General features: G+C 71.2%; 29 protein-coding genes. 15 read left to right on the forward strand and 14 right to left on the reverse strand.

From position 1 onward, the window contains the following. The first annotated feature begins 19 nt into the window (after positions 1-19). The gene (locus ACH4K4_RS10995) at positions 20-553 is read left to right on the forward strand and encodes a GtrA family protein (RefSeq protein ID WP_398167163.1); all 534 of its coding nucleotides are present in this window, start codon (positions 20-22) and stop codon (positions 551-553) included. Positions 554-562: 9 nt separating this feature from the next. After that, positions 563-1,510: a YihY/virulence factor BrkB family protein gene (locus tag ACH4K4_RS11000; RefSeq protein WP_398166431.1), complete on the forward strand. Its 948-nt coding sequence runs from the start codon at positions 563-565 to the stop codon at positions 1,508-1,510. A gap of 22 nt (positions 1,511-1,532) precedes the next feature. On the opposite strand, the gene ACH4K4_RS11005 is transcribed toward ACH4K4_RS11000, so the two are convergent. Beyond that, complete coding sequence (locus ACH4K4_RS11005) at positions 1,533-2,993, reverse strand: D-alanyl-D-alanine carboxypeptidase (protein WP_398166432.1); 1,461 nt, start codon at positions 2,991-2,993, stop codon at positions 1,533-1,535. On the opposite strand from ACH4K4_RS11005, the gene ACH4K4_RS11010 reads away from it, so the two are divergent. The 5 genes from ACH4K4_RS11010 (at position 2,992) to ACH4K4_RS11030 (ending at position 7,352) form a co-directional block, all read left to right on the forward strand. Then, positions 2,992-3,249, forward strand: coding sequence for an SCO4848 family membrane protein (locus ACH4K4_RS11010; protein ID WP_360136385.1), 258 nt, complete (start codon positions 2,992-2,994; stop codon positions 3,247-3,249). The genes ACH4K4_RS11005 and ACH4K4_RS11010 overlap by 2 nt on opposite strands. 408 nt (positions 3,250-3,657) lie before the next feature. Beyond that, positions 3,658-3,969: a hypothetical protein gene (locus ACH4K4_RS11015; RefSeq protein ID WP_398166434.1), complete on the forward strand. Its 312-nt coding sequence runs from the start codon at positions 3,658-3,660 to the stop codon at positions 3,967-3,969. A 49-nt stretch (positions 3,970-4,018) separates the two neighbouring features. After that, complete coding sequence (locus ACH4K4_RS11020) at positions 4,019-5,488, forward strand: WXG100 family type VII secretion target (RefSeq protein ID WP_398166435.1); 1,470 nt, start codon at positions 4,019-4,021, stop codon at positions 5,486-5,488. A gap of 101 nt (positions 5,489-5,589) precedes the next feature. Then, positions 5,590-6,780 (forward strand): S8 family serine peptidase, encoded by a 1,191-nt coding sequence (locus tag ACH4K4_RS11025; RefSeq protein ID WP_398166436.1) that lies wholly within the window; start codon positions 5,590-5,592, stop codon positions 6,778-6,780. A 62-nt stretch (positions 6,781-6,842) separates the two neighbouring features. Then, the gene (locus ACH4K4_RS11030) at positions 6,843-7,352 is read left to right on the forward strand and encodes an FBP domain-containing protein (RefSeq protein ID WP_398166438.1); all 510 of its coding nucleotides are present in this window, start codon (positions 6,843-6,845) and stop codon (positions 7,350-7,352) included. A 50-nt stretch (positions 7,353-7,402) separates the two neighbouring features. Here the strand turns inward: ACH4K4_RS11030 and ACH4K4_RS11035 are convergent, their stop codons facing one another. Then, positions 7,403-8,131, reverse strand: coding sequence for a TetR family transcriptional regulator (locus ACH4K4_RS11035; RefSeq protein ID WP_398167165.1), 729 nt, complete (start codon positions 8,129-8,131; stop codon positions 7,403-7,405). Between the two features lie 131 nt (positions 8,132-8,262). After that, entirely contained in the window at positions 8,263-9,090 is an 828-nt protein-coding gene (locus tag ACH4K4_RS11040; protein ID WP_398166439.1) for an alpha/beta fold hydrolase, read from the reverse strand. On the opposite strand from ACH4K4_RS11040, the gene ACH4K4_RS11045 reads away from it, so the two are divergent. The 3 genes from ACH4K4_RS11045 (at position 9,089) to ACH4K4_RS11055 (ending at position 10,517) form a co-directional block, all read left to right on the forward strand. Next, positions 9,089-9,514, forward strand: coding sequence for a MerR family transcriptional regulator (locus ACH4K4_RS11045; protein ID WP_398166440.1), 426 nt, complete (start codon positions 9,089-9,091; stop codon positions 9,512-9,514). The genes ACH4K4_RS11040 and ACH4K4_RS11045 overlap by 2 nt on opposite strands. Before the next feature lie 157 nt (positions 9,515-9,671). Then, positions 9,672-9,992 carry a hypothetical protein gene (locus ACH4K4_RS11050; protein WP_398166442.1) on the forward strand — a complete coding sequence of 107 codons (321 nt, stop codon included), beginning with the start codon at positions 9,672-9,674 and terminating at the stop codon, positions 9,990-9,992. A gap of 39 nt (positions 9,993-10,031) precedes the next feature. Next, positions 10,032-10,517: a hypothetical protein gene (locus ACH4K4_RS11055; protein ID WP_398166444.1), complete on the forward strand. Its 486-nt coding sequence runs from the start codon at positions 10,032-10,034 to the stop codon at positions 10,515-10,517. A gap of 14 nt (positions 10,518-10,531) precedes the next feature. Here ACH4K4_RS11055 and ACH4K4_RS11060 read toward each other — a convergent pair whose 3' ends face one another. From ACH4K4_RS11060 to ACH4K4_RS11080, 5 genes are all read right to left on the reverse strand, one after another. After that, complete coding sequence (locus tag ACH4K4_RS11060; protein ID WP_398166446.1) at positions 10,532-11,305, reverse strand: succinate dehydrogenase iron-sulfur subunit; 774 nt, start codon at positions 11,303-11,305, stop codon at positions 10,532-10,534. Next, positions 11,305-13,059, reverse strand: coding sequence for a succinate dehydrogenase flavoprotein subunit (gene sdhA, locus ACH4K4_RS11065; protein WP_030676862.1), 1,755 nt, complete (start codon positions 13,057-13,059; stop codon positions 11,305-11,307). Before sdhA ends, ACH4K4_RS11060 begins: the two co-directional genes overlap by 1 nt. Before the next feature lie 25 nt (positions 13,060-13,084). Further along, complete coding sequence (locus tag ACH4K4_RS11070; protein WP_398166447.1) at positions 13,085-13,567, reverse strand: succinate dehydrogenase hydrophobic membrane anchor subunit; 483 nt, start codon at positions 13,565-13,567, stop codon at positions 13,085-13,087. Positions 13,568-13,576: 9 nt separating this feature from the next. Continuing rightward, on the reverse strand, positions 13,577-13,957 hold the full coding sequence (sdhC, locus tag ACH4K4_RS11075) for a succinate dehydrogenase, cytochrome b556 subunit (RefSeq protein ID WP_003985924.1): 381 nt from the start codon (positions 13,955-13,957) through the stop codon (positions 13,577-13,579). A gap of 252 nt (positions 13,958-14,209) precedes the next feature. Next, complete coding sequence (locus ACH4K4_RS11080; protein WP_398166449.1) at positions 14,210-14,929, reverse strand: 2-oxo-4-hydroxy-4-carboxy-5-ureidoimidazoline decarboxylase; 720 nt, start codon at positions 14,927-14,929, stop codon at positions 14,210-14,212. A 113-nt stretch (positions 14,930-15,042) separates the two neighbouring features. Between ACH4K4_RS11080 and ACH4K4_RS11085 the strand changes: the two genes are divergently transcribed. The 3 genes from ACH4K4_RS11085 (at position 15,043) to ACH4K4_RS11095 (ending at position 18,634) form a co-directional block, all read left to right on the forward strand. Next, entirely contained in the window at positions 15,043-16,671 is a 1,629-nt protein-coding gene (locus ACH4K4_RS11085; RefSeq protein ID WP_398166451.1) for a glycoside hydrolase family 20 protein, read from the forward strand. A gap of 293 nt (positions 16,672-16,964) precedes the next feature. After that, complete coding sequence (locus ACH4K4_RS11090) at positions 16,965-17,654, forward strand: RNA polymerase sigma factor (protein ID WP_398166453.1); 690 nt, start codon at positions 16,965-16,967, stop codon at positions 17,652-17,654. Then, positions 17,654-18,634, forward strand: a complete 981-nt coding sequence (locus ACH4K4_RS11095) for a hypothetical protein (protein WP_398166455.1) — start codon at positions 17,654-17,656, stop codon at positions 18,632-18,634. Before ACH4K4_RS11090 ends, ACH4K4_RS11095 begins: the two co-directional genes overlap by 1 nt. Positions 18,635-18,795: 161 nt before the next feature. Here ACH4K4_RS11095 and ACH4K4_RS11100 read toward each other — a convergent pair whose 3' ends face one another. Continuing rightward, complete coding sequence (locus ACH4K4_RS11100) at positions 18,796-19,617, reverse strand: L,D-transpeptidase family protein (RefSeq protein ID WP_398166457.1); 822 nt, start codon at positions 19,615-19,617, stop codon at positions 18,796-18,798. 291 nt (positions 19,618-19,908) lie between these two features. On the opposite strand from ACH4K4_RS11100, the gene ACH4K4_RS11105 reads away from it, so the two are divergent. Next, positions 19,909-20,121, forward strand: a complete 213-nt coding sequence (locus ACH4K4_RS11105) for a hypothetical protein (RefSeq protein ID WP_398166458.1) — start codon at positions 19,909-19,911, stop codon at positions 20,119-20,121. Between the two features lie 216 nt (positions 20,122-20,337). Beyond that, positions 20,338-23,292, forward strand: coding sequence for an AAA family ATPase (locus ACH4K4_RS11110; RefSeq protein ID WP_398166459.1), 2,955 nt, complete (start codon positions 20,338-20,340; stop codon positions 23,290-23,292). A 55-nt stretch (positions 23,293-23,347) separates the two neighbouring features. Here ACH4K4_RS11110 and ACH4K4_RS11115 read toward each other — a convergent pair whose 3' ends face one another. The 5 genes from ACH4K4_RS11115 to ACH4K4_RS11135 all read right to left on the reverse strand — a co-directional run bounded on the left by ACH4K4_RS11115 (position 23,348) and on the right by ACH4K4_RS11135 (position 26,193). Continuing rightward, entirely contained in the window at positions 23,348-23,758 is a 411-nt protein-coding gene (locus ACH4K4_RS11115) for a hypothetical protein (RefSeq protein ID WP_398166460.1), read from the reverse strand. A 20-nt stretch (positions 23,759-23,778) separates the two neighbouring features. Continuing rightward, complete coding sequence (locus tag ACH4K4_RS11120) at positions 23,779-24,165, reverse strand: hypothetical protein (RefSeq protein ID WP_398166462.1); 387 nt, start codon at positions 24,163-24,165, stop codon at positions 23,779-23,781. 34 nt (positions 24,166-24,199) lie between these two features. Beyond that, a complete protein-coding gene (locus ACH4K4_RS11125) occupies positions 24,200-24,880 on the reverse strand; it encodes a hypothetical protein (protein WP_398166464.1) in 681 nt (226 codons plus the stop codon). Between the two features lie 23 nt (positions 24,881-24,903). Continuing rightward, entirely contained in the window at positions 24,904-25,281 is a 378-nt protein-coding gene (locus ACH4K4_RS11130) for a hypothetical protein (protein ID WP_398166465.1), read from the reverse strand. Positions 25,282-25,485: 204 nt separating this feature from the next. After that, on the reverse strand, positions 25,486-26,193 hold the full coding sequence (locus ACH4K4_RS11135) for a FadR/GntR family transcriptional regulator (protein ID WP_398166467.1): 708 nt from the start codon (positions 26,191-26,193) through the stop codon (positions 25,486-25,488). Positions 26,194-26,298 lie beyond the last annotated feature (105 nt).

Here is a 26,298-nt window from a genome sequence, read left to right on the forward strand (position 1 = left end):
CGAGGCGAACGCCGCCCCGATGGCCCCCGCCCCCCGCCCCCGGCTGCCGGAGCGGCTGCGCGCCCTCGCCCCGGAAGTACTCGGCTTCGCGGTGGCCGGCAGCCTCGCGTACGCCGCCGACCTGGCGCTCTTCGTCTGGCTGCGCGGCGGGTGCGGCCTCGACCCGTTCACCGCCAAGTCCCTCTCCTTCCTGGCCGGCTGCACGGTCGCGTACGCCGGGAACGCGATCGGCACCTACCGCACCCGGACCCGCCCGGCACCGCACCCGCCCACGGGGCACGGCGCCCGCCCCCGCCCCCACACCCGCGCACGCGTCCGCCGCTACGCCGTCTTCCTCGCCGTGAACCTCGCCGGCGCCCTCGTTCAGCTGACCTGCCTGGGCGTCTCGCACCACCTCCTCGGCCTCACCTCCGCGCGCGCCGACACCGTCTCGGGCGCGGGCGTCGGCATGGCGCTGGCGACCTGCCTGCGTTTCTGGGGTACGCGGACGCTAGTCTTCCGCCACGCGGGCGACATACCTGTTCAGATGGTGTCGAAGGCTGACGAAGGGTAGGCGTGGCGCATGGAATGGTTGAGCAAGCTGCCGGTCCTCGGCCCGGCCGTGTCCTGGCTGATGACCACGCACCTGTGGCGGGCGTACGAGCGCATGCAGGCCGTGCACTGGACCCGGCTGGCCGCCGCGATCACCTTCACCAGCTTCGTGGCGATCTTCCCGCTGATGACGGTGGCCGCCGCGATCGGCGCCGCGCTGCTCAGCGAGCAGCAACTGCACGACCTGCAGAAGAAGATCGCGGAACAGATCCCCGGCATCTCCGGCCAGCTCGACTTCGGCGGACTCGTCGAGAACGCCGCCACCGTCGGCGCCATCGCCGCCGTGGCCCTGCTGTTCACCGGCGCCGGCTGGGTCGAGTCGCTGCGCGACTGCCTGCGCGCCGTCTGGGAGAAGGACGACGAGGACACCAACATCTTCGTCGCCAAACTCAAGGACGTCGGCCTGCTGCTCGGCCTCGGCGGCATCGCCCTGCTCTCGCTGGCCTGCTCCGGCTTCGCCACCGCGGCCGTGGGCAAGGCGGCCGACGCGCTCGGCCTGGCGGAAGGCGGCGTGGGCAGCGTCCTGCTGACCGCCGCCGGCTTCTGCATCGCCGTACTCGCCGACTTCCTGCTGCTCGCCTACGTCCTGACCAAGCTGCCCGGCGTCCACCCGCCCCGCCGCGCCGTCGTCATCGCCGGCTTCATCGGCGCCATCGGCTTCGAACTCCTCAAGCTCCTCCTCAGCGGCTACCTCAAGGGCGTCGCCGCGAAGAGCATGTACGGCGCCTTCGGCACCCCCATCGCACTGCTCCTGTGGATCAACTTCACCGCGAAGCTGGTGGTGTTCTGCGCCGCCTGGACGGCGACCGAACGCTGCGATCCGGAGTCGTCCCGCAAGTCGCTGGACTGCGACGACGGGGCGGAGGGCGGCAGCAAGAAGCCGGACGGCCGCAACAGCGACAAGGGGGCGGGCGCATAAGCGCTCCGCCCCTTACCTGCGCCTACCCCCGGCGGCGGCGCATCAGCTCGGGGAGCGGCCAGCGCCGGTGCACCGCGAACGCCAGCCCGCCCAGCACGACCAGCACGCCGCCCGCGATCGCCGCCGCGGTCCAGGCGCCCCCCGACCCGCCGGACGAGTCCTCAAGACCGGCCTTCGCCTTGTCGCCGTCCAGCTTGGCGCCGCCGGCCCGCGCGTCGCCCTCCTCGCTCCTGGGCCCGACCAGCCGGCCGACCGGCTCGACCTTGTCCGCCGCCGCGAAACCCCAGTCGAACAGCTTGGCCGTCTCCTTGTACGCCTCGTTGTGCTCCTTCTTCTCCGGGTTCATGACCGTGACGAGCAGCTTGCGCTCGCCGCGCTGGGCGACCCCGGTGAACGTCGAACCGGCATTGGTGGTGGAACCGTTCTTCACACCCGCTATGCCCGGGTAGGGCTTGACGTCGTAATCCCCGCTGAGCAGCCGGTTGGTGTTCTGGATACCGAACGACCCGCGCTTTCCGTCCTTCATCTCACCCGGGAACTGCGCGCTCACCGTGGAGCAGTACTCCCGGAAGTCCGCGTTCTGCAGCCCCGCGCGGGCGAACAGACTCAGGTCGTACGCGCTCGACACCTGACCCGGCGCGTCGTAGCCGTCCGGCGTCACCACATGCGTGTCCGTCGCGTTCAGCGCCTCGGCCTGCTTCTGCATCTCCTGCACGGTCTTGGCCGTACCACCATTCATCGCGGACAGCGTGTGAACAGCGTCATTCCCGGAGCGCAGAAAAACCCCCAGCCAAAGGTCGTGAACCGTATAACTCAAATTCTCCTTTATCCCCACCAGGCTGCTGCCGTCGCCCATGCCCGCCAGGTCGGCCGGCTTGACCGTGTACTTCTGGTCCTTGGGGAACTTCGGCAGCACCGTGTCGGCGAACAGCATCTTCAACGTGCTCGCCGGCGGCAGCTGCCAGTGCGCGTTGTGCGCCGCCAGCACCTTGCCGCTCTCGGCGTCCGAGACGATCCAGGAGCGCGCCGTCAGGCCCTCCGGCAGCTTGGGCGCCCCCGGCTTGAGCTGCACCTGCGTACCGGCCTGGGCCAGCCGCCCGCCACCGACCTTCGACATCTCCGCGGGCGGCACCGGGGCCTTCGGCGCGTGCTGCCCGCCCTTGCCGTCCGTCGGCTTCTCGTCGGCGTGCGCGGGAGCGGCCAGGAGAAGCGGCGGCAGCAGGACGGCGGTGCCGGCCAGGGCCGCGGCCGTACGGGTGAAAGCGGGCCGCGCGGCGAAGGGACGGACCGCGGCACGCGCGGCGGCGGTGTCACCGGATACGGGCCCGGATACGGCCCCGGGCGTCGCGGCGGTCGGATGAACGGCAGGAGTGGTCGGCACGTCGGTGAACGTACCCTCCGCCGCGCCGGACCCGTCCGGCACCCCACGGAAGAGTGCCCCGGCCGACCGCCGTATGGAGCCGCTGTCCATACTGGATTCCATGAAGCTCTCGCGCCCCGTCGCCTGGTTCCTGCTCGCCTTCGGGGTATGGAGCTGGTTCATCTGGATCACTTTCGCCAAAAACCTGTGGAAGGACGGGAGCGGCCTCGCCTTCGACGACGCGGGTGACCCGACCGCCTACTTCTGGGTGCACCTCGCGCTCGCGGTGACGTCCTTTCTCTTGGGGACGGCAATCGGTGTGATCGGGTTCCGCGGCGTACGAGCCCTCCGCAACCCCACCCCCACCCCAACCCCCTGACCCCCGCCCGTCACCCCTTCCCACCCCACCGCTCGTGCGCTATCTCACACGTGGCGCGCCACTTGCGCGGTGAAATTCCGTGACGCCTCGTCCGCGGTGGTGCCGAATACGGTGCGACGATTGTGGGCCGGTGCGTGTCAGAGAGGCCCTGGAACGGGCATGCATCGCGGGTGAGTTGTGGTGTGCCACGGGGTGGATGGGTTGCGTTGCAGCAATGCAGCCGCAAATGTCGACGACATTTGGTGTGCAATCGGGCAAATCATGACTTCTGATCTTGCGGTCCACCCTCTGCTGCCCCTACTTTTTACACTCTTTGCATTGCTCTGCGCGCGCCAGCCGGACCGCCTTGCGGTACCGGGTGTGGCGGACCCGCGCGGCGGCGGTGCGGGGTAACGGGGAAGGACTTCGATGGGCGAGCAGTACCGGGTCGATCTGCACGAACTGGACAGTGTCGTACGCAAGCTCAAGGGCTTGCAGGGCGACATGGACGAACCGAGCCAGAAGGTCAAATACAGCACGAGCATTCCGAAGTCCGCCTTCGGCTCCAATTTCCAGGAGGCCTCGGATCTCGGCACGGCGCACGACAAGATGCAGAACTACATGACGCAGGTCGTCGACGCGCTCCAGGATCTCATCCGGGAATTCGGCGAGAAGGCCGATCGCAGTCGCGGGGCGTACGAGGACCGGGAACAGGAAGCCCGTACGTCGATGAACGGCTGAGGTCCCGGCAGTACGAGAACCGAGAGAACGACGACCGAGGGGGAAGGTCATGGCCGGTGGCCAGATGGATGCCGAGGGCACCAAGGCGTACGCCAAGCAGATCGACGAGAAGCACCGGAAAGAGAACCTCAAGCAGTTCGATTCCTACAAGCCCATTCCGGTTTCGAAGTCGGACTTCCATCACCACGGGCTGAACGCCCTGCGGGCGATGATCGAGCACGCCGACCCGGGGGCGCTGGAGACCTCCGGCGACCACTGGCGCGCGTCCGCCGACCGGCTGGCCGGCCAGGACGGCAACGGCGGCATCCGCAAGGCGTTCATGGACGCCGTCGACCACGCCACGGCCCACTGGGAGGGCAAGGCCGCCGACGCGTTCCGGCGTGAGGCGGCACAGGTCCTCAAGAAGATCGACCGGACCTACGGACACGCCCGCAACGTCGAGTCGATGCTGATCGGTACCCGGTCGTCGGGACCGGAGTCCGGTATCGCGCACAACCTGCGCCAGGCGAAGAAGACGATGTCCGGGATCGAGGACCCGGGCAAGATGGAGAGCGCCTTCAACTCCTCGGGTGACGACTCCCAGTTCCACCGGGACATGGCGAACCCGAAGATGGACGCCAGGATGGCGCTGGAGGCCAACCGCGACAAGCTCTCCCTGAGCAAGGAGCGCCAGGTCGAGGCGGTCATCGTCATGGAGGAGCTGGCCAACCACTACCGGCTGCAGAGCGGCAAGGTCAGCGACCCGCCCGGCCCGCCGCCCGGCAAGGGATCCGACTGGCCGACGGAGCCCGGTGTCTACCCGCCGGCCCCGCCCGTCAACATGCCGGTCCCCGGCGGCCCCCGGCCCAAGCCCTCCTCCGTCACCCCGCACGGTTCGGCCAAGGGCAGCGGTTACGACGGCATCGGTGGCGGCATGAACATCCAGCCGACGCACGAGCCCGTACGCACCGGTCTGGACGGCCTCCAGGGCGGCACCATCACCCCGGTGGGCCCCGGCATCACCGGCGGTGGCGGCAGCGGCGGTCCCGTCAGCGGCCTGGGTGGCGGCACGTCCACCGGCGGCCCGTCAGGCGGCTTCATCGCGCCCGTCCCGTACGGCAGGACGGGCGGTCCGGGCGGCGGTGGCGCGCGTTCCAACCCCGGCGGCCGGGGCGGCGTACTGGGCGGCACCAAGGGCGGCGGCGCGGGCGCCGGACGTACCGGCACGCCCGGCGGCATGGGCGGCGGTGCCGTGGGCGGCGGCGCGGGACGTGGCGCCGCCGGCCGGGGCGGCTCCCCGGCCCGTACGCGCGGTGGAGTCGTCGGAGCTCCGGGCGGTTCGGGAGGCGGCGCCAAGCAGGGTGGCGGCGGTCTGCACCGCAGCCGTGGTGGCACACAGGCGGGCGCCCCGGGGGCAGCCGCCGCGAACAACCGCGCGAAGGACAAGGACCGGACCAAGAAGGAGCGCCCCGACTACCTGGTCGAGGACGAGGAGACCTGGACGCCGCAGCGCAACGTGGCCCCTCGCGTGATCGAGTAGGGATGTACGTACCGTCGGCGCCGGCTCTATGAAGTGGTACGAAGAGGTGCCCCGCACGCTCGGTGCGGGGCACTTCCGACGGAAGTAGTGAGGATCAAGGCATGAAGGTCACCCGAACCCTGCGCGCGGCCGCCGGTGCCGCGCTGACCGGAGCGCTGCTCCTCACCGCGGCCGGGCCGGCTTCGGCGGACCAGGTACGGTCCGGGCTGTGGCCGTTCCAGGCGTACGACGTACAGAGCATCTGGAAGCAGGCCACCGGCAAGGGCGTCACCGTCGCCGTCATCGACTCCGGCTTCCGTACGACGCACCAGGACCTGGCCGGTGCCCTTCTGCCCGGCAAGGACTTCCCCAACGCCTCCGCGGACCAGAAGAAGGAGACCGCGTCTCCGGGGCAGGACATCCGCGACCACGGCACCGGCATGGCGGGGCTCATCGCGGGGCGCGGCCACGGGCCGGGCGGCAGCCAGGGCGTCAAGGGGCTGGCACCGGGCGCGAAGATCCTGCCGTTGACGGCCGACAAGAGCGCCCCGGAGGCGACCCGCTACGCCGTGGACCACGGCGCCCAGGTGATCAACATGTCGTTCGTCGCGGACGACAACACTCCCGACATGTGCGAGTCCATCCACTACGCGGTCGAGAAGGGCGTCGTCGTCCTCGCCGGTGTCGGCAACGACGCCCTGCCGGACACCCGCATCCCGGCCGGCTGCCCCGGCGCCATCGGCGTCGGAGCCGTGGACGAGTTCGGCAAGGCCTGGGACGGCGGCAACTACAACAAGTCGGTCGACGTCCTGGCACCCGGCGTGAAGATCCCGTACCCGAACGGCACGAGCGACACGGGCTACTTCACCGCCGACGGCACCTCGATGGCCACCGCCTACGCCTCGGCCACGGCAGCCCTGCTGCGCGAGAAGTACCCCGACCTCACCCCGGGCCAGATCGCCAACCGCCTGGTGAAGACCGCCGGCCTGGCGAAGCGGCAGAAGGCCGAGAACCTCAAGCTGCCCGACGTTCACTACGGCTACGGCTTCATCCAGCCCCTGGCCGCGCTGACCCGCGACATTCCCGCCGGACCCGCCGAGGGCCCGCTGCCCATGCCGCAGGGCAAGGCGTCGAAGGACGCGGTGGTCGCGGGCGCCGACAAGGGACAGGACCCCGACCCGCCGATCGGCGGGAAGAAGATGCTGCTCTACGGGGGCGGGGCAGTGGGAGTGATCCTGCTGGTCGGACTCGTCGTGCTCGTCGTCGTCCTCGTACGCCGCCGCGGCAACACCGGCCCGCAGGCCTGGCGCTGAAGCCCGCCCCCTCCCATAATTCAAGCGACACCCACCCACCCCCTTTGTTAGTTTCCACAGTCATGGATCCGTTGGGTGAAAAAGAGATACGCGCCTCCTTCGTGAATTGTTCGAAGGGGGAGGCGAGCCGGATCAATCTTCCGGTGGGGCTTTCCGGGGTGCCGTGGGGGGATCTGGACTTTCTTGGGTGGCGGGATCCGGGGGCGCCGGACCGGAGTTATCTGGTGGCGCCCCGGGAGGGCGGGATCGTCGGGGTGACGTTGCGGGTGCCGCAGGGGGTGCGGCGGAGTTTCACCAAGACGACCGTGTGTTCGCTGTGTATGACCGGGCATCCGGGATCCGGGGTGAGCCTGCTCGCCGCGCGGAAGGCCGGAGTGCTGGGGCGGCAGGGGAATACCGTCGGTACGTACATCTGCGCCGATCTGGCGTGCTCGCTGTACGTGCGCGGGAAGAAGAAGTCCGAACTCGCCGGGCGGCATGAGGAAACCCTGCCGTTGGAGGACCGTATCGCTCGCATGGTGATGAATCTTGACGCGTTCCTGGACAAGGTTTTCGAGGCGGCGGCGAGCTGAGGGTGAGCGGCGCGGCGGCTGTGGTGCCGCGCCGTGTACGGATCCCGGGCTCACGAGCGGGCGGGGCGGGTTGCCGCGCCCGCGGCCGCGGGGAAGACGAATTCGGCGAGTACGTCGGTGACTTCCCGCACGAGCGGGCGCAGCACCCGGAAGCGGGAGGCGGCGACCGCGCGGGCGACCAGGGGAGAGGTGCGTTCGACCAGGCGGCGGCTGCGTTCGCGGTGCTCCGAGCGGTCGTGCACCCAGTACAGGATCAGGCCCATGTGCTGGAGCCAGAGCAACTGGGGGAGCCGTTCGGCCAGTTCCGGGTCGGCCTTGGTGTCCGCGCCGGCCAGGACCTGCCGGTGCAGGGCGATGGCGGCCTCGCGCGGGCCTTCGGAGGCGTCCGAGAACGGGCTGAGCGGGCTGTCGGGGTCGGCGGCGTTCTTGAAGAACTGGGCGGCGAACCGGTGGTACGGCTCGGCGATGTCGAGCCAGGCCGTCAGCACGCCGCGCAGCCGGCCCGCCAGGTCCCGCTCGCGTTCCAGTACGTCCGCCACGGCCGCCGCGTGCTCCGCGGTGATGCGGTCGTAGAAGCCCTGGATCAGGTGCTCCTTGGAGGCGAAGTAGTAGTACGCGTTGCCGACCGAGACGCCGGCCTCCTGGGCGATGGCCCGCATGGTGGTCTTGTCGTAACCGCGTTCCTGGAAGAGGCGGAGGGCGGTTTCGAGGATGAGGGTGCGGGTCCGGGAGCCGTGCGGGCTCCGTTCGGGCGCGTGGCCCGCCGTACGGCCGGCCACCGCGCCCCGGTCCGCGCCGCCGTCCGCCGGACCACGCGCTCCGCCGTCCGCCGGGCCGCGTGCCCCGCCCGCACCCGCCCTCGTCGTTTCGTCCACGCCACCGACCCTAATACCGGCCCCGGCGTGGCCCCCTACAGCTCCCGCTCGGCCAGGAACTTCAGGATCAGGCCCTGCCACTCCTCCGGCCGCTCCGCCATCGGCACGTGCCCGGTGGCGATCTCCGCGTACTCGGCTCCCGGGATGTGGTCGGCCAGGTAGCGCGAGTTCGACGGGTGGATCAGCTGGTCCAGCGTGGCGGCGATGACCAGCGTCGGTACGGCTATCGCGGCCAGGTCGCCGGTGGTGTCCACCTCCTTGACCAGCGCGGACTGCTCCGCCGAGCCGGCCGGCGGCCCGTCGGGGCTGTCGTCGAGCACGACGGCCAGTTCGGCCGGCGACATGGCGTTCACGGCCTCGGGGGAGAGGCCGCTGAGCGCGCGGGCCTGTGCGAAGCCGGCGTAGTCGCCGCGCTCCAGCAGGCGCAGCCACAGGTCGAGCCAGATGTTCGCGCGGTGGTCGGGCTTGGCGAGTCCGGCGGTCAGGACGAGGCCGCGGACCCGCTCCGGGTGCCGTGTCGCGGCCCGTACGGCCACCGCGGTACCGAGGGAGAAGCCGATCAGGGTGAAGGTCTCGACGCCCGCCGCCACGGCCTCGGCCACGAGGGCGTCGGCGAGGCCGTCCAGCTCCAGGGGGCCGTCGGCGCGCGGCGTGTCGCCGGAGCCAGGGTAGTCGGGCGCGACGACCGTGTGGCCGGTGGCCGCCAGTGCGGGGACGAGGTCGGCGTAGTTGCCGGCGATGCTGCCGGTCGCGCCGTGTGCGAGCAGGATGCCGCGGGCGGCCGGGGTGGTGCCGGGCTGGGCGGGGGTGACGGAGGTGGACAGGGCGGGAAGGCGCGGGGCGACCGCGGGAATCTTCGTCATGTGCGACAGGTTGACCCCTGACATCGGTGTGAAGGTCAAGTTGCCCGAGCGCTCCGGAGCCAGCGCCCGCTCGCTGCGCTACTACGAGCAGCAGGGCCTGCTACGCGCGGACCGCGACGCCAACGGCTACCGCCGCTACGGTCCGGACGCGCTGGACACCGTCGCCCGTATCCGCGAACTCCTCGCCACCGGCCTGAGCGCCGACGCCATCCGCCACTTGCTGCCCTGCGCGCAGGGCGGCCCGGGGCTGGTCTTCTGCGACCTGTCGTGCAGCGTGCTGGAGCGGCAGATGGCCCGGCTGGACGCGGAGATCGCCGAACTGGCGCACCGGCGCGAGGCGTTGGCGCGTTACGCGCACGTCATGCGCCAACGGCGGGGCCAAGGACGGGCGTTGGCGCAGCTGTCGCTGCGTTCGGCCTCCTGACCTGCGCGGATGTTCTCTCATTCCTTTCTCATTGAACAAATTTGGGCTCAACGGCGCGTACGGCTTGCGCGAGCGGCACCCGAGCCGGATCCTCGGTGCACCGCTGTTCGGGGGAACAGTGGTGCGGTCACAGCATCGGGGGATTGTTGTGTTACGTGTGCACTTCACGGCAGAGGACCTGAACCGGACACGGATCGCCGAGGGGGCCGACCCCCTGTGGGAAACCGTGCTGAGCTTGCACCGGCTGCGGGACAGCCGCACCGAACCGGCCCTGTCCGCCTGGCGGCAGCACGCCGCACGCCACGGCCCCGGCCCCTTGCGGAGGCTGCTGCCGCTCGTCCCGCCGCGCGGCTACTTCCCCGACTTCCTGACCCCGGTGGCCGGTTCGGCCGGTGTGGAACCGGGCCTGGAAGCGGTGATGACGACGCCCCGGCACCGCCTGCGCACCGAGATCGGCCTGCTGGCCGGGCAGGCGTAGCGCTCCGGGCACGGGCAGCACGCCGCCCCGCACTCCTGGATGCGCTCCCTCGCCGACGGTGAGCCGGCCGCCCTGCGCGCACTCGCCCGGAGCCTGCGCACTTATCACCACACCGCCCTCGGCCCCGGCTGGCCGCTGATCGGGCGGCGCGTCGAGGCCGACCGCACGCTGCGGCAGCACGCGCTGCGCCAGGAGGGCGCCGAGGCCATGCTGCGCACCTTCGGGCCCGCGATGCGCTGGCGGCGCCCCGTCCTGGAGGTGGCCTACCCGCGCGACGGCGACCTGTGCCTGGAGGGACGGGGCCTGCTGCTCGTGCCGTCGTACTTCTGCACCGACCCGGTGACCCTGGCCGACACCGAGCTGCCGCCGGTCCTCGTCTACCCGGCGGCGCCGCTCGCCGGGGCGGGGCGGGCCGGGCACGACCGGCCCGGACATGCCGAAGGGCTCCGCTTCCGTACGTACGGAAGCGGAGCCCTTCGCGGCTTCCAGACCAGGTTCGGGTCGCTGACCGGAACCAGGTTCTAGGGACTGCCCCGGGATTAGAAGCGACGCGTGATCAGCGCGCGCTTGACCTCCTGGATCGCCTTGGTGACCTCGATACCGCGCGGGCAGGCGTCCGTGCAGTTGAAGGTCGTACGGCAGCGCCAGACGCCGTCCTTGTCGTTGAGGATTTCGAGCCGCTGCTCGCCGCCCTCGTCACGGCTGTCGAAGATGAAGCGGTGCGCGTTGACGATCGCCGCCGGGCCGAAGTACTGGCCGTCGTTCCAGAACACCGGGCACGAGGACGTGCACGCGGCGCACAGGATGCACTTGGTGGTGTCGTCGAAGCGCTCGCGGTCCTCGGCGGTCTGCAGGCGCTCGCGCGTCGGCTCGTTGCCGGTGGTGATCAGGAACGGCATCACGTCCCGGTACGCCTGGAAGAACGGCTCCATGTCCACCACGAGGTCCTTGAGGACCGTCAGGCCCTTGATGGCCTCGACCGTGATGGGCTTCTCCGGGTTGATGTCCTTCAGCAGCGTCTTGCACGCCAGGCGGTTCTTGCCGTTGATCCGCATGGCGTCGGAGCCGCAGATGCCGTGCGCGCAGGAACGGCGGAAGGTCAGCGTGCCGTCCTGCTCCCACTTGACCTTGTGGAGGGCGTCCAGGACGCGCTCCTTGGGGTCCATCTCCAGCTGGAAGTCCTGCCAGGTGGCGTCCTCGGAGACCTCCGGGTTGAACCGGCGGATCCGCAGCGTGATGGTGATGGTGTGCGAGGCGCCGTCCTCGGCCGCGTCCAGGGCCTTGGAGTGCTTTTCGAGGGTGGAGGTGCTCATCAGTACTTACGCTCCATCGGCTGGTAGCGGGTCTGGACGACCGGCTTGTAGTCGAGCCGGATCGACTCGGAGCCGTCTGCCGCCACCTCGCGGTACGCCATGGTGTGCCGCATGAAGTTGACGTCGTCGCGGTTGGGGTAGTCCTCGCGGTAGTGACCGCCGCGGGACTCCTTGCGGGCCAGCGCGGACACGGCCATCACCTCGGCCAGGTCGAGCAGGTTGCCCAGCTCGACGGCCTCCAGCAGGTCGGTGTTGAACCGCTTGCCCTTGTCCTGGATGGACACGTTCAGGTAGCGCTCGCGCAGCTCGCCGATCTTCTCGACCGCGGTCTTGATCGTCTGCTCGGTGCGGAACACCATGACGTTGGCGTCCATGGTCTCCTGGAGCTCCTTGCGGATCTCGGTGACCCGCTCGTTGCCCGAGGCCGAGCGCAGCCGCTCGACCTGCTCCTGGACCATCTTCGCCGGGTCCTCCGGCAGCTCGACGAAGTCGGCGGTGGCCGCGTACTCCGCCGCCGCGATGCCGGCCCGGCGCCCGAAGACGTTGATGTCCAGCAGCGAGTTGGTGCCCAGGCGGTTGGCGCCGTGCACGGACACGCAGGCGACCTCGCCGGCGGCGTACAGGCCCGGCACGACGGTGGTGTTGTCGGCCAGCACCTCGCCCTCGACGTTGGTCGGGATGCCGCCCATCGCGTAGTGCGCGGTCGGCTGGATCGGGATCGGGTCCGTGTAGGGCTCGATGCCGAGGTAGGTGCGCGCGAACTCGGTGATGTCGGGCAGCTTGGCGTCCAGCTGCTCCGGCGGCAGGTGGGTGAGGTCGAGGTAGACGTGGTCGCCCTCGGGACCGCAGCCGCGGCCCTCGCGGATCTCCGTGTAGATGGAGCGCGAGACGACGTCACGCGAGGCGAGGTCCTTCATGACGGGCGCGTACTTCTCCATGAAGCGCTCGCCGTCCTTGTTGCGGAGGATGCCGCCCTCACCGCGGGCGCCCTCCGTCAGCAGGATGCCCATCCGCCAGATGCCGGTCGGGTGGAACTGGAAGAACTCCATGTCCTCCAGCGGCAGCCCGCGCCGGTACGCGGCGGCCTGGCCGTCACCGGTCAGGGTGTGCGCGTTGGAGGTCACCTTGAAGAACTTGCCGGTGCCGCCGGACGCGAAGATCACGGCCTTCGCCTGGAAGACGTGGATCTCGCCGGTGGCCAGCTCGTACGCGACGACGCCGGCCGACTTCTTCACGCCGTCGACGTCCTGGAGCAGCAGGTCCAGGACGTAGAACTCGTTGAAGAACTCGACGCCCTCCTTGACGCAGTTCTGGTACAGCGTCTGGAGGATCATGTGGCCGGTGCGGTCCGAGGCGTAGCAGGACCGGCGGACCGGGGCCTCACCGTGGTTGCGGGAGTGGCCGCCGAAGCGGCGCTGGTCGATCGTGCCGTTCGGGGTGCGGTTGAACGGCAGGCCCATCCGCTCCAGGTCCAGGACGGAGTCGATGGCCTCCTTCGCCAGGATCTCGGCGGCGTCCTGGTCGACCAGGTAGTCGCCGCCCTTGATCGTGTCGAAGGTGTGCCACTCCCAGTTGTCCTCCTCGACGTTGGCCAGGGCGGCGGCCATGCCGCCCTGGGCCGCGCCGGTGTGGGAGCGGGTCGGGTACAGCTTCGTCAGGACCGCGGTGCGGCTGCGCTTGGTGGACTCGATGGCCGCGCGCATGCCCGCGCCACCGGCGCCGACGATGACCGTGTCGTACTTGTGGATCTTCATGAGTCGGTTACCTCAGCCCCGGGGCCTAGCGGATGTTCGGGTCGAAGGTGAAGATCACCAGCGTGCCCAGAAGGACGGTGAACACCGTGGCGGTGTACAGCAGCATCTTCAGCCAGAAGCGGGTGTTGTCCCGCTGCGCGTAGTCGTTGATGACCGTGCGCAGGCCGTTGGCGCCGTGCAGCATCGCCAGCCACAGCATCGCCAGGTCCCAGATCTGCCAGAACGGCGAGGCCCAGCGGCCGGCCACGAAGGCGAAGCCGATCTTGGAGACGCCGCCGTCCAGCACGAGCTGGATGAGCAGGTGGCCCAGGACCAGGACGACCAGCACGATGCCGGACAGGCGCATGAAGAGCCAGCCGTACATCTCGAAGTTCGTACGGGTGGTCTTGGGCGTCTTCTTCGTACGCTTGCGGGGCGGCTCGATCACGGGAGCCGGGTTGTCCACGTCGTACAGGGACACGGAGTCGTTCACAGCGGGACCTGCGGGGGATTGTGTTTCAGCAGACATCGCGCGTCATCAGCTCCCGAACAGCGTGCGCAGCGTGTGCTGCAGCACGGGGTAGAAAGCGCCGGCCATCAGGACGGCCCACACACCGACAACGGTCCACAGCAGCTGCTTCTGGTACTTCGGTCCCTTGGACCAGAAGTCCACGGCGATCACACGGAGACCGTTGAGCGCGTGGAAGAGGATGGCGGCCACGAGGCCGTACTCCATCACGTTGACGAGGGGCGTCTTGTACGTGGCAACGACGTCGTCATAGGCCTCGGGGGAGACGCGGACGAGTGCGGTGTCGAGGACGTGCACGAACAGGAAGAAGAAAATGAGGACGCCGGTGACTCGGTGAGCCACCCAGGACCACATGCCTTCCCGGCCGCGGTACAGCGTTCCAGCCGGCACGGAAAAACCCTCCGGGAGCGGGGATTGGGGCCTGCCGGCTTCTCTGTCGGTCTGGCCCGGCCGGGTACGGTCCACCGGCCCTGGCCATCGTAGCGACGGACTGTCGGTTCCTCCCGCCGGGGTCCTCAGGTGTGATCAAACAGGCACGTACGGGCTATCACACGAGGACGAACCGGCCCTATACGACCACGGGGGCCACCGGGTAGGGGGCGTACGGGCCCGGGACCGCCGGGGCCGCGCGCCGGGGCGCCGTCAGGCCGCGCGGCGGGCCAGCCGGCCGCGGGCGAGCCGGCGCAGCTCGTCCGCCGCGATGGCCCGCTCCTCCTCGGGCTCGTTGCCGAGCCGGTCGTGGATCCCGGACAGCACCGCGTTCAGCAGTTCGGTGTCGCGGTAGCCGTCCAGGCAGATGACGAAGGCGTGCCGGAACTGGCGCTCGTACTCGGCGTGCGCGGCGCGCAGCGCGGTGTGCGCCGCGAGGGTGCCCGGGCCGCGCGCGCCGACGAGCGGGCGTGGCGAGACGGTCTCCCGGACCAGCGCCTCGTCCAGGTCGCCGGGGGACAGGTCGTAGCTGGCCTCGTCGGCGGCGGCCAGCAGGGCGTCAGGGTCCGGGTACGGGCGGTGCGCGGCCAGGCGGCGGGCCCAGCGGCGGCTGCCGCAGCAGTCGAGCAGGACGGCCTCGGCGGCCTCGGGGGAGGCGGCGTTCAGGCGGTCCAGGCCGGTCGGGCGGCCGGTGGCGCCGGTGCCGGGAGGGGGTGGCGGCAGGGGGCGGGGCTTCTGGGAGGGTGTGGCGGGCCGGGGAGTGCGCAGCGGCGTCGGCGCGGCGGCCGGGGTCTCGCTGGACAGCTTGGGCTCCTCGGGGCGGCGAACGCTGGGTCGGGGCGGCCGGAGCGCACGGTTCCGGCAGGCGGGGCCCGTCGGCTCCGGGAGGGACGAACGGAATGAGACGCCACCGTAACGACGTCTGTCGATCACTGTCCGGCGGATGCACGAATTTCACCCGGATGAGGACGCTTTCGAGCGCGTAGTGGACGGCGACGTCCGTCACCTGGCAATACCTTCGCCCCGGAAAGGGAGGTTTTGCGTATATGAGGACCGGAAAACTGACCACGGCCGTCACGGCAGGCGTGACGGCCGCCCTCACGGCACTGGCCGTCGCGGGCTGTTCCCACGACGGATCCCCGCCGAGAGGCGGCCCCGCCAGCCCCGTCTCCGCCGTCCCCACCCCCACCTGGGACCCGGTGCAGGGCCCGCCGCGCACCGTGCCCGCCGTGCAGAAGTTCAGCGCGGCCGACGGGCGCGGCTGGCGGCCGGCCAAGCAGGCCCGCGTCGTGGTGCCCGACGGAGAGAAGAGCCCGGTAGCGGACGAGGCGCGCCGGTTCGCCCGTGAGCTGGGCGGCCTGCGCACGGTCTGGGGCAAGCAGACCGTCCAGCCCGGCGACGTCGAGCTGCGCCTGTCGGGCGGCGCGGACGCCGCCCGGCGGACCGACAACGCCCCCGTGTACGACACCGCCGACGAGGCCTACACCCTCACAGCGCGCGGCACCCGCCTCACCCTCACCGCCCCCACCGACGCCGGCGTCTTCAACGGCACCCGCACCGTCCTGCAGTCCGTACGAACCTCCGGCGGCGTCCCCGAAGGCACCGTCGAGGACCGGCCCGACCGCGCGCAGCGCGGCTTCATGCTGGACATCGCGCGCAAGCACTTCGACGCGCAGTGGATCGAGGACCGCATCCGCGACCTGGCCGGCCTCAAGCTCAACCAGCTCCAGCTGCACTTCTCCGACGACCAGGGCTTCCGCATCGAGAGCGAGAAGCACCCCGAGATCGTCTCCGCTGACCACCTGACCAAGGACCAGGTGCGCCACCTCGTGGACGTCGCCCGCGGCCTGCACGTCACCGTCATCCCGGAGATCGACTCGCCCGGCCACCTCGGCGCCGTGCTCCGCGCCCACCCGGACCTCCAGCTGCGCTCCGCCGACGGCCGGACCCGGCGCGGCGCGATGGACATCTCGAAGCCGGGGGCCGCCGAGATCGTGGACGACCTGCTGCGCGAGTTCGCCCCGCTCTTCCCCGGCAACCACTGGCACCTGGGGGGCGACGAGTACCGGGCCCTCGCCGACCGCGACCCGAAGTCGAACTACCCGGACCTGGCCGAGGCGGCCCGGGACAAGTACGGGGACGGCGCCTCGATCGAGGACCTGGCCACCGGCTGGCTCAACGACCGCGACAAGACGGTGCGCGCCGCCGGTGCCAAGCAGGTCGAGGCCTGGAACGACGGGTACTTCCGCGACACGGACGTCGCCCCGGACTCCGCCCGCACCGTCGCCTACTGGACGGGCAAGGAGATCGGCGCACGCGAACCGGACGAGTACCTCCGGGAGGACCGCAAGGTCGTCAACCTCAACGACGAGTACCTCTACTACGTCCTCGGCGAGCCCAACGACATGCCGTACCCGACCGGCGAGCGTATCTACACCCAGTGGACGCCCGGGGTGCTGCGCGGCACCAAGGCCGTACCGGAATCACTGTCCGGAGCCGACCGGGTGCTCGGGGCGCGCCTGGCGGTGTGGTGCGACCAGGCCGGCGAGCAGACGCAGCAGCAGGTCGCCGACGGCATCCGGATGCCGCTGCGCGCGCTGGCGCAGAAGGTCTGGGATCGCCGCGATCCGGCCCTGTCCTGGCAGGACTTCACAAAGCTGGCCGACCAGGTCTGAGCGGCCAGGGCCGGACGCGGCGAAGGGAGGGGACGACCGGGGCCGCCACCCCCCACAGGAGAGGCCCCGGCCGTCGTTCCAGAGAGGCCCGGTGAAGGGCCCCTGTTCCCTACAGCGCCGCGGGCCGCGAAAGCGTCACACGGGTGCGGGCGGCAGCCCGGGTGCCCGGTGCGCGGTCGGCCGGGTTACCGTCAGCGGGGACACACGGGTTACCAGGGGTACCGGTGAGGTCCGGGAACAGCGAATCGGCAAGGACCGGGCGGCGGACATTCCGCGTGCGACAGGATGGACCCGTGCGAGGGGACGACACTCAGCCGGACGACGGCCGGCTGACGGTCGCCGTACAGGCGGCGCAGGGTGGTGACGAGGCGGCGTTCCGTACCGTCTACCGCGCCGTACATCCCCGGCTTATCGGATATGTACGGACCTTGGTGGGGGAAGCGGACGCCGAGGACGTCGCCTCCGAGGCGTGGCTGCAGATCACCCGCGACCTGTCCCGCTTCAGCGGCGACGCCGACCGGTTCCGGGGCTGGGCCGCACGCATAGCCCGCAACCGCGCCCTGGACCACATACGGATGCGCGGACGCCGCCCCGCGGTCGGCGGCGACGAAACCGAACTCGCCGACAAACCGGGCGGGTCGGACACCGCCGACGAGGCCATGGAAGCCCTCGGTACCGGCCGCACCTTCCGGCTCATCTCACGGCTGCCGCAGGACCAGGCCGAGGCCGTGGTCCTGCGGGTGGTGGTGGGCCTGGACGCGAAGAGCGCGGCAGGCGTACTGGGCAAGCGGCCGGGAGCGGTACGGACCGCCGCCCACCGCGGACTGCGACGGCTGGCCGACCTGCTCGGCGCCGGCGGCGCGGACGGCGGCGGAACGGCGGGCGGAGTGCCCCAGCAGGGCACCGGACGGGGTGAGGGCGCGGCGGAATCGTACGTACCGGGTGTGACGGAAACGGCCGCACGAACGCAGAAGGACATGTGATGGCCGACGACCGGTACCACTGGCTCGACGAGGACGCCGCGGAGCGACTGCTGCGCGGCGACCCCGCCGGTTCCCCGGCCGGCACCGGCGCCGCGGAACTCACCGCCCTGCTGAACGCCGCCGCCGCGGCGGGCCGGGACACGGCCGGGGACACACCGCTCCCCGGCGAGGAAGCCGCCGTCGCCGCCTTCCGGCAGGCACGCGACGGCGCGGGGACCCGGCCGCGCGCCTCCGCGCGCACCCGCTTCGGACGCCCCCTCCGGCGCGGCTTCATGGTCGCGCTCGCGGGCTGCGCGCTCGGCGGCGTCGCCGTGGCCGCGGGCGCCGGCGTCCTGCCGACCCCCTTCCGCAGCGGCACCGGCCCCAATCCGGCCACCAGCGTCTCCGCCGCCGAAACCCCGGGCCCGCCGGCCTCCGACGGCACCGGCACGACCGACGAAGGCGCCTCCCGGATGCCGGACGCCACCCCCGGCACGGACCGGCCCGACCCGCTGGCCACCGACGCGGGCAGCGACGGCAAGACCGGCAGCACCCCGCCGCCCGGCCCCGGCCGGCGCACCCCCGGCGGTGACGCGACCGGCGGCGACACCGACGCCTCCGGCGGGAAGACCGGCGACGACCCGAAGGAAAAGCCGGACGCCAAGGAGAGACACCGGATCGGCGTCACGTTCTGCCGCACCTACGAGTCCGGCAGGCGCTCCGTCCTGGGCCAGGACACGCTGCGCCGTCTGGAGCGCGCCGCGGGCGGCTCCGACAAGATCCACGCGTTCTGCCGCCAGTACCTGTCACAGGGCGGCGGCACCTACGAGGACGGCCGCGACGACGGCGGCCGCGGCCACCACGGTCAGGGCGGCGGCCCCGGCCGGGGCCACAGCGACAAGGGCCACGACGACGGCCGCGGACACGCCCCGCCCATAAGCGCACCTGGCGCACCGGGCCCGTTCCGCGCCCCCGCAGCCCCCCTCGTCGCTCGGGTGTGACGTTTTCCGGGCCACCGGCGCAGTACGTAGTGAAGCCGACTGGTCATCGGCTTGCGCGCGAGCCGGGGTTCCCCCCGTACCAACGGCTCGTCGCACCCGGCGCGGGTGGGGCACGTTCCCCCGGCCCTGCCCGCGCCACCCTCCACCGCTCCCGCGGCGGCTCACTTGTAGATGACGACCTTGTCGCCCTTCACGACCTGATGGAACAGAGCGGCGATCCTCGCCTGGTCACGCACGTTGACACAGCCGTGGGACGCGCCCCGGTAACCGTGGGCCGCGAAGTCGGCCGAGAAGTGGACGGCCTGACCGCCACTGAAGAACATCGCGTACGGCATGGCCGTGTGGTAGATCGTCGAGACATGCCGACGGCTCTTGAACATGATCCGGAACTCGCCCTCCCGGGTCGGCGTGTACTGCGCGCCGAAACGCACGTCCATCGCCGACCGGACCCGCCCGTCCACCATCCACGCGAGCGTGTTGCTGCGCTTGCTGATGCACAGCACACGCCCCGCCAGGCAGCGGGGATCGGGCTCGGCGACCGGCCTGCTCGTGGGCGGATACATCTCGGCGCGCGTCGGCGGACGCGTCAGAGCCCGCAACGCCGCCCAGGACGCACGGTCGAGACTGCCGGTGCGCGGCAGCCCCTGCTGACGCTGGAGCGCCGCGACCGCGGCGGCCGTGACCGAACCGTAGAACCCGGTGGGATTGCGCTGAAACAGGCGCAACTGGGTCAACCGCGCCTGTAGTTCGCGTACGCGCGGCCCGCGGGACCCCTTCCGGAGGACGGGCCTCGGCAGGCGGTGCGCGGCTTTGGAGGTGTGGAGGCGGGTGGGGGGCGCGTTGGTGGGCACGGGCGCGGGGAACGCGTCCGCGCGCCCCGGGATGTGGTCCTGCTGCGTCACCGAAGGGACCGGTGGTGACGGGCCGCCGCCGGGTGGAGTGATCGTTACGGTCTTGCACCCGGCCGTCACGGCAAGCACCATCAGCCCTGCGGCTACGGTATGTCCTTTGCGCACCTTCTGTTGTTTCCCAGACACACGGAAACGGAACCTTCGCTTCGAGCGGTGCGCGCGGTGCGCGCTGGCGCGCGTTTTGCGCGTTAGGCCCGGTGGGCGGCGGGGCCGGGGCCCCGCAGGGGGCACTCTCCCCCCGGCCGGAGGCTGGGGGAGAGATACCCCCCTACGCGGCCCCGACCCCACCACAAACCAGCGCAACCCCGCGCGAAGCGCAAAGCCGCGCGCATCGCATCCAGCCCCACAGGAGACACTGGCTACATGTCTTCACCCCGCCGCACCTGCCCCATCTGCAGCCGCGAGATCGCCGTCGTCGGCGGCCGGTTCGCCCGGCATGATCCGCCAGGACGCCGCACCGTATTGGAACTGATCTCGTGCCCGGGATCGCGGCGGATCGCCCCCATGATGGCTCCGGCGGAGCGGCTCTTCGATCCGGAGGAGCCTCCGTTCCCGGGGCAGCAGCCGTTGTTCTGAGCCGTGTGGTGATCACCACGAGATCATCCGCGCCCGACCACGAGAAGACAGTGGGGTCGGGGTCACCCCCCGTGCCTCAAGTCACCTTCCGCATAAGGGAATCCCGGGCCGTCCAAGCGGCCCCCCGGCCGGTCCGCATGATGAGACGCGCCCCGAGGCGCAACCCCGGCATCCGGGCCGACGTCTGGCATTCCGATCGACGGAAGTAGGGGCCAGATGAGCGACGGTCGCACGGGTGATGGAGCCGGGCGGGGAGATCTGCGGGAGCCCGGCCTGGCCGGGCGCGCCGGCGAGCTGACGGTTCTCGGCGCGGTGGCCGAGGAGGCCCTCGCGGGGCGGACGCGCGTCGTGCAGTTGGCGGGCAATGCCGGCATGGGCAAGTCGGCCCTGCTGGATCACTGGCTGGACGGTGTTCCGCGGTTCCGGGAAGCGCGGGTGCGCTGCCACCGGCTGCAGCGTGACTTCGCTTTCGGTACGGTCCGGCGGCTGCTGTACCCACTGGTCGCCGCAGCCGGTGCGGAAGGCGCGGAAGGCGCGGGAGACGCGGAAGACACGGCCGGTACGGCCGGTGCGCAGGGCCGGCGGTCGTTGCTCGAAGGCGCGGGCGACACGGTGCTGCACATTCTCGACCCGGAGGGGCCGTGGAACAGCGCCTCGGGTTCCTCATCCACCTCAGCCGCCTCCGCCGCCGAGACACTGGCAGGTCTGGACCGCCTCGTTCTCCGGCTGGCGCGGCGGCAGCCGCTTCTGCTGGCGGTCGACGATCTGCAGTGGATCGATCCGCCGTCACTGCGCTGGCTGGCGCACCTGGTCAACCGGGCGGACGCCCAGCCGATCCTGGTGGCCGTCACCACCCGTACCGGTGAGCGTCCGGCGCCCGGCGATGCGTACGACGCTCTCGTACATCCTGCCGTCTGCCGCACCCTGGCGTTGGAACCGCTGGGGCCGGCGGACGTGGCGCAGCTGGTGGCGCTGGAGTTCTGGGTGCCCCGGCCGGACCCGTCCTTCAGTGCCGCGTGCCACGCGGCCACGGAGGGGCACCCGCTCTTTCTGCGGGCGCTGCTGTGTGACGCGCGGCGCGGTGGCGTGCGGCCCACGGCGGAGGACCGGGATCGGATCAGGACCTTCGGCCTGCCCACGCTCCTGCGCGAGGTACGGCACCGGCTGGGGCAGGGGTCCCCGGCCGTGGCCGGGCTGGCGCGGGGGCTGGCGGTTCTGGGGGACGGCATGCCGTGGCCGCTGCTCGCGGCGTACTGCGGCACCGGTGAGGCGGTGGTCCGTTCGGCGGCTGCCGAGCTGCACTCTCTCGGGCTGCTGGGCGCGGGGGACGAGCCGCGCTTCGTCCACCGGGTGGTGCGGGACGCCGTTCTGGCGGAGTGGCCGCCTCAGGAGGTCGGCGCGGCTCACGCGCGGGCGGCCCAGGTGTTGCATCTGAGCGGGCGCCCCGACGAGGAGGTGGCCGCGCACGTGATGGCGGCCGGGCCGGTGTCCGGCAGTTGGCCGTTGGTGGTGCTGCGCCGGGCCGCGGCGGAAGCGCTGCGCCGGGGCGCGGCCGAGACCGCAGTGACGTATCTGCGGCACGCTGTCTTCCAGCCCGCCACGCCGGGGGAGCACGCCCGGGTGCTCCTGGAACTGGCCGTGGCCGCCAGTCACTACGACACGGGTCTCGCCGTCTCGTACGGTACGGCCGCGTTGGAGAACCTCACCGACGACGCCGCCCGCTCCGAGGCCGTCGGGGTGCTGGCTTACTCGCATCTGATGGCGCGCGGCGGCCGCGATGGCGGCCCGGACCTGGCGCGCCTGGCGGCCGAGCTGGGCGCGCGCACCGGTGCCGGTGACCGGGAGGCTTCGCTGCGGATGCAGGCGCTGGCCGAGTGGCTGGAGTTCGAGCGTGCCTCGGTCCGTATCGCGGAGCGGAGCGACCGCCGCGTCGCTCCGGCCGACCTGGCGGGCCACACGCCGGGGGAGCGGCAGCTGCTGGCCGTCCGCGCCTTCGCGGCCTTGCGTGCGGGGGAGCCGGCCGAGCGGGTCACCGAGTTGCTGGAGCGGGCCAGGGTGCATCTCCCCGCCTTCTCGTACGACCTCTTCCCGCTGCACTACTTCGTCGCCCAGGCCCTGCTGTACCTGGACGACCTCGACGCGGCCGGCGAGCTGTGCGGCCGTCTCCTGCGCGGGACGCGGGACACGGGCACGGAGCCACTGGCCTCCTGGCTGCTGGTCTGCCGGGCCGCCGTCGCGCTGCGCCGGGGCGACGTGGCGCAGGTCGCGGCGGTGGCGCGGACCGTGTCCGAGCGGGCCTGTGCCGCGGGTGACGTCCCCTGCCGGATGACGTTGGACACGATCCGGATGGACGCCTTTCTGGAGCAGGGCGACCTGGCGGAAGCCGAGCGCATCGCGGCCGCCCACTCCGCGACGGACCCGGCGGACGCGTCCTGGGAGTGGCCGCGGTTCCTGATGAGCCTGGCGGCGTTGCGTACGGCCCAAGGCGACCGGCGCGGCGGGCTGGCGCTGCTGCGGGAGTGCGGGCACCACTTCGAGGCGGCGGGCACCGTCAGCCCGGCGATCGGGCCTTGGCGTTCTCGTGCCGCCGGTGTCAGCCTCCTGCTGGGGTACGGGCACGACGCGCACGCGCTCGCCGAAGAGGAACTGGAACGGGCGCGGCGCTGCCGGATACCGCGGGCCGTCGGTGTGGCGCTGCACGCCGCCGGGCAGGTCGCCGGAGGGGCGGGTGGCCTGGAGCTCGTGGCCGAGGCGGTGGACGTACTGGAGCGCACACCCGCCGAACTGGAGCTCGCGCGGGCGCTGTACACGCTCGGGGGCGCGCTGCTGCGGCGCGACGACCGGCCGGGGGCCCGTACGGCGCTGCGCGGCGGGCTGGACATCGCCGTCAGGTGCGGGGCTTCCGCGCTCGCGCGCAATCTCCAGCAGCGCCTTCACGAAGCGGGTGGCCGGGCCGGCAGCCGGGGTGCGAGCGGCTGCCCCCTGACGGCCGGGGAGGAACGCGTCGCCGCGCTGGCCGCCGAGGGGTGGAGCAACAAGCGGATCGCCGAGCACCTCTTCGTCTCCCTGCGGACCGTCGAAACGCATCTCACCGGGGTCTACCGCAAACTGCGCATCGAGGGGCGGCGCGAACTGGGGCCGGCGTTGCGGGCGTTGTGGCAACAACGCTGACCCGGCGCTGCTGGTCCGCAGTGCCGGGTCAGGGTGCCGGGCCGGTGGTGCCGGGTCAGCAGTTCACGCGCAGGACGTCGGCGTAGTTCGGCCAGGTCCCTTTGAGCTGGTAGCAGTGGTTCTTGCCGGCGTCGTCGATGGTGACCGTCTTCGGCGGGCCGCCCGTGTATCCGGCGAAGGTGACCTTGACGGTGGCTCCGGTCGCCCCTTCCGGGAAGTTCGCCTTCCAGGTGGCTCCCACGGCCTTGGCGTTGTGGCAGTAGTTCTTCTTCTCGATGCCTTCAGGCCCCTGCCATTCGTAGCAGGTGTCGACGAAGTACATCGCGTCGCTTTTGAACTGGACGAAGTTCTCCGCGCTCGCGGCGGCCGACGGGGCCGTCAGGATTCCGCCGCCCAGTACGGTGGCGAATACGGCCGCACCGAATCCGCCCGCCCGCCGTACCCGTCGCATTCTGTTTTTTGTCACGGTGTTCCTCCCGGCCGGGGCTAGCACGACTTCTCGACGATCTTCGCGGTGAACGTGGTGCCGTAGAGCGTGTAGCAGTAATCGCGCTTGAGGTCGGTGATCTGCGGTGAGAGGTTTCCGCCGCCGACCTGTGCGAGCGCGTTCACGTTGAGCTCCACGCCGGTCGCGTCGTCCGGTATCTCCACCCGCCAGGTGTCGTGGATTTTCTTCCCGGAGTCACAGCTGTCGGCGGTCTGCGAGCCCTGCCACTTGTAGCAGGAATTGACCACGAACCCGCCCTCGTTCGAGAAATTGATGTAGTGGCCCGAGCCGGCGGCGAAGGCCGGCGGTGCCGTCACCACCGCGCCGGCCAGTCCGATACCGATCGCGGCGGCGGCGCAGGCTGCCGCCCGCCTGATGTCCGTCATGGCTGCGTCCTTCCGTGGGTCCCGTGGTTCATCGTCAGCCGCACGCCTTGATGTCGGACTTGACGCGCTGGGAGTTCTCCTTGAGGAGCGCCTCGGTGCGCACCCCGGAAATCTTCGCGCCGCCGAACTTCCCGCCCTGGACGGTGATGTCGGAAACGGTGCGTTCCATGTCGTGACCCAGCTTGAGCGTGCCCCGGTACCCCGGCTTCACGGTCATTTCGACGCTTTCGGTCTTCGTTTCGGTATTGGTCTCGTTGTACTGCCCGTTGATCCCGATACCGACGCCCTTGGCCAGCGGGATGTCGACGGAGCCTCCCACGTTCCAGCCCCAGGCGAACGCGTGCATACCGCCGACCGTCTGCTTGAGGTCGGTGGTGCCCGCGCCCGTCGGGCAGTTTTCGAGCACCTTGGCCTGGGTGCCGTCGCTCCCCGCGTCGAACCACTTCGTCACCTTTTCCGGGGTGCCGACCGTGGCCGCCTTGCAGGAGACCGACTGGCTCTTGCACTGTTCAAGGGCTTCCTTGACCCGGGCCGGGTCGGTGTCCTTGATTCCGTTCTTGTACTCGACCGTCGGTGTCGCCTGGTTCACCCAGTTGTCCGTCGCGCCGTCCACGGCGGGGTATTCGGGCGGAACGGCCAGGGCTGCCGGGACGGTGCAGGCGAGTGCGGTGGTGAATACGCCGGCCACCACGCCCATGCGCGTGTACTTCCTCATGGCTCTGCTCTCTTCCTCGTGTGTCAGCAACCGGTTTGGATCAGCTTTTGCGAGCCGAGCAGGCCCTGGATCTCGAAGCAGTGGTTCTTGCCGGTGTCCTTCACCGCGGCGCTGTCCACGGCCTTGTCCCAGGGCGACAGCTTGAGGTTGACCACGGCCGAGGTGGCGTCCGCCGGGAAGTACGCGGTCCGGGACTGGCCCACGGGCCAGCTCTGGTGGCAGTAATCCTTTCCGCTGACGCCGATCCACTCGTAGCAGGTGGTGGCGACGATTCCCGCCTTGTTGGTGATTTTGACGTAGTTCTCGCTCCCCGCGTGCGCGGCCGGGGCGAGTGCCAGGGCGGCGGCGCAGAGGGTCGCACCGGCCGCCAGGCTGAATACCGTCCTTCGGGCAGTTCTCAAGGTTCCGGCCTTTCTTTGAACTGTGCTGCGGCGCGGGAGAAGAGCATCGTTTCGTGATGCCGCGCCGTGTGGTCACAGTTATGCCCGGCCGGGCCGCTGTTGGGAAGAAATAAGGCCGAGGGCTGCGGTACGGAACGGGAATTCAGCGGTCGACCACGAATTCCCGTACGGGGGACCACGACGCGAAGCCGTGGCCGGCCGCGACTACGGTGCGAGAACGTCCAGTTCGGCCATGGCGCCGGCGGTGATCTCGCGGGTGAGCGCCTCGGCGCGGTCCGCGTCGCCGGTCCGTACCGCCTCGGCGACCTGGACGTGCAGGGTCACCGCGGCCGGGTCGGGGTCGGTGAACATCACGTGGTGGTGGGTGCGGCCGGTGAGGACGGCGGCCACCACGTCGCCGAGCCGGGCGAACATCTCGTTGCCGGAGGCGGTCAGCACGACGCGGTGGAAGGCCACGTCGTGCACCAGGTACGCGTCGAGCTGCTGGCCGCGCGAGGTGGCGACCATGCCCATGGCGTGCTCGGTCAGCTCGGCGCACTGCCCGGGGGTGGCGTACCGGGCGGCCAGGCCGGCCGCGGTCGGCTCGACGGCGGAGCGCAGCACGGTCAGGGAGCGCAGCTGCCGGGGGCGGTCGGGGCCGTCCAGCCGCCAGCCGATGACGCGCGGGTCGTAGACGTTCCACTCCTCGGCGGGGCGCACGGTCACGCCGACGCGGCGCCGCGAGGCCACCAGGTGCATGGACTCCAGGACCCGTATCGCCTCGCGGATGACCGTGCGGGACACCTCGAAGCGCTCTTCGAGCTCGTCGGTGCGCAAGATCGTGCCCGGCGGGTACTCGCCCGCGGTGATGGCGGGTCCCAGGGACTCCAGTACCCGCGCGTGCAGTCCCTGCCCCGCCCCCTGGTTCTCCATGGGGCAAGCCTACGTTCCCGCGGCGGCCCGCCTTTAAGTATGACTTTTACGTCACAGAGGCTTGAATACGTCGTATCTCATGGGTTTCAGTGGGACGACAGACCG

This window comes from Streptomyces sp. NPDC017529, from assembly GCF_044329785.1.
In the GTDB taxonomy this organism is placed as follows: Bacteria; Actinomycetota; Actinomycetes; order Streptomycetales; family Streptomycetaceae; genus Streptomyces.

Bases quoted from the DNA above. Each gene is read 5' to 3' on its own strand.
- ACH4K4_RS11040 (WP_398166439.1), bottom strand. From the start codon at position 9,090: ATGACGAAGATTCCCGCGGTCGCCCCGCGCCTTCCCGCCCTGTCCACC.
- ACH4K4_RS11030 (WP_398166438.1), top strand. From the start codon at position 6,843: ATGGATCCGTTGGGTGAAAAAGAGATACGCGCCTCCTTCGTGAATTGT.
- ACH4K4_RS11070 (WP_398166447.1), bottom strand. From the start codon at position 13,567: ATGTCTGCTGAAACACAATCCCCCGCAGGTCCCGCTGTGAACGACTCC.
- ACH4K4_RS11110 (WP_398166459.1), top strand. From the start codon at position 20,338: ATGAGCGACGGTCGCACGGGTGATGGAGCCGGGCGGGGAGATCTGCGG.
- ACH4K4_RS11005 (WP_398166432.1), bottom strand. From the start codon at position 2,993: ATGGAATCCAGTATGGACAGCGGCTCCATACGGCGGTCGGCCGGGGCA.
- ACH4K4_RS11010 (WP_360136385.1), top strand. From the start codon at position 2,992: ATGAAGCTCTCGCGCCCCGTCGCCTGGTTCCTGCTCGCCTTCGGGGTA.
- ACH4K4_RS11135 (WP_398166467.1), bottom strand. From the start codon at position 26,193: ATGGAGAACCAGGGGGCGGGGCAGGGACTGCACGCGCGGGTACTGGAG.
- ACH4K4_RS11095 (WP_398166455.1), top strand. From the start codon at position 17,654: ATGGCCGACGACCGGTACCACTGGCTCGACGAGGACGCCGCGGAGCGA.
- sdhA (WP_030676862.1), bottom strand. From the start codon at position 13,059: ATGAAGATCCACAAGTACGACACGGTCATCGTCGGCGCCGGTGGCGCG.
- ACH4K4_RS11020 (WP_398166435.1), top strand. From the start codon at position 4,019: ATGGCCGGTGGCCAGATGGATGCCGAGGGCACCAAGGCGTACGCCAAG.
- ACH4K4_RS11100 (WP_398166457.1), bottom strand. From the start codon at position 19,617: ATGGTGCTTGCCGTGACGGCCGGGTGCAAGACCGTAACGATCACTCCA.
- ACH4K4_RS11025 (WP_398166436.1), top strand. From the start codon at position 5,590: ATGAAGGTCACCCGAACCCTGCGCGCGGCCGCCGGTGCCGCGCTGACC.
- ACH4K4_RS11055 (WP_398166444.1), top strand. From the start codon at position 10,032: ATGCGCTCCCTCGCCGACGGTGAGCCGGCCGCCCTGCGCGCACTCGCC.
- ACH4K4_RS10995 (WP_398167163.1), top strand. From the start codon at position 20: ATGGCCCCCGCCCCCCGCCCCCGGCTGCCGGAGCGGCTGCGCGCCCTC.
- ACH4K4_RS11105 (WP_398166458.1), top strand. From the start codon at position 19,909: ATGTCTTCACCCCGCCGCACCTGCCCCATCTGCAGCCGCGAGATCGCC.
- ACH4K4_RS11045 (WP_398166440.1), top strand. From the start codon at position 9,089: ATGTGCGACAGGTTGACCCCTGACATCGGTGTGAAGGTCAAGTTGCCC.
- ACH4K4_RS11125 (WP_398166464.1), bottom strand. From the start codon at position 24,880: ATGAGGAAGTACACGCGCATGGGCGTGGTGGCCGGCGTATTCACCACC.
- ACH4K4_RS11060 (WP_398166446.1), bottom strand. From the start codon at position 11,305: ATGAGCACCTCCACCCTCGAAAAGCACTCCAAGGCCCTGGACGCGGCC.
- ACH4K4_RS11120 (WP_398166462.1), bottom strand. From the start codon at position 24,165: ATGACGGACATCAGGCGGGCGGCAGCCTGCGCCGCCGCCGCGATCGGT.
- ACH4K4_RS11085 (WP_398166451.1), top strand. From the start codon at position 15,043: ATGAGGACCGGAAAACTGACCACGGCCGTCACGGCAGGCGTGACGGCC.
- ACH4K4_RS11000 (WP_398166431.1), top strand. From the start codon at position 563: ATGGAATGGTTGAGCAAGCTGCCGGTCCTCGGCCCGGCCGTGTCCTGG.
- ACH4K4_RS11015 (WP_398166434.1), top strand. From the start codon at position 3,658: ATGGGCGAGCAGTACCGGGTCGATCTGCACGAACTGGACAGTGTCGTA.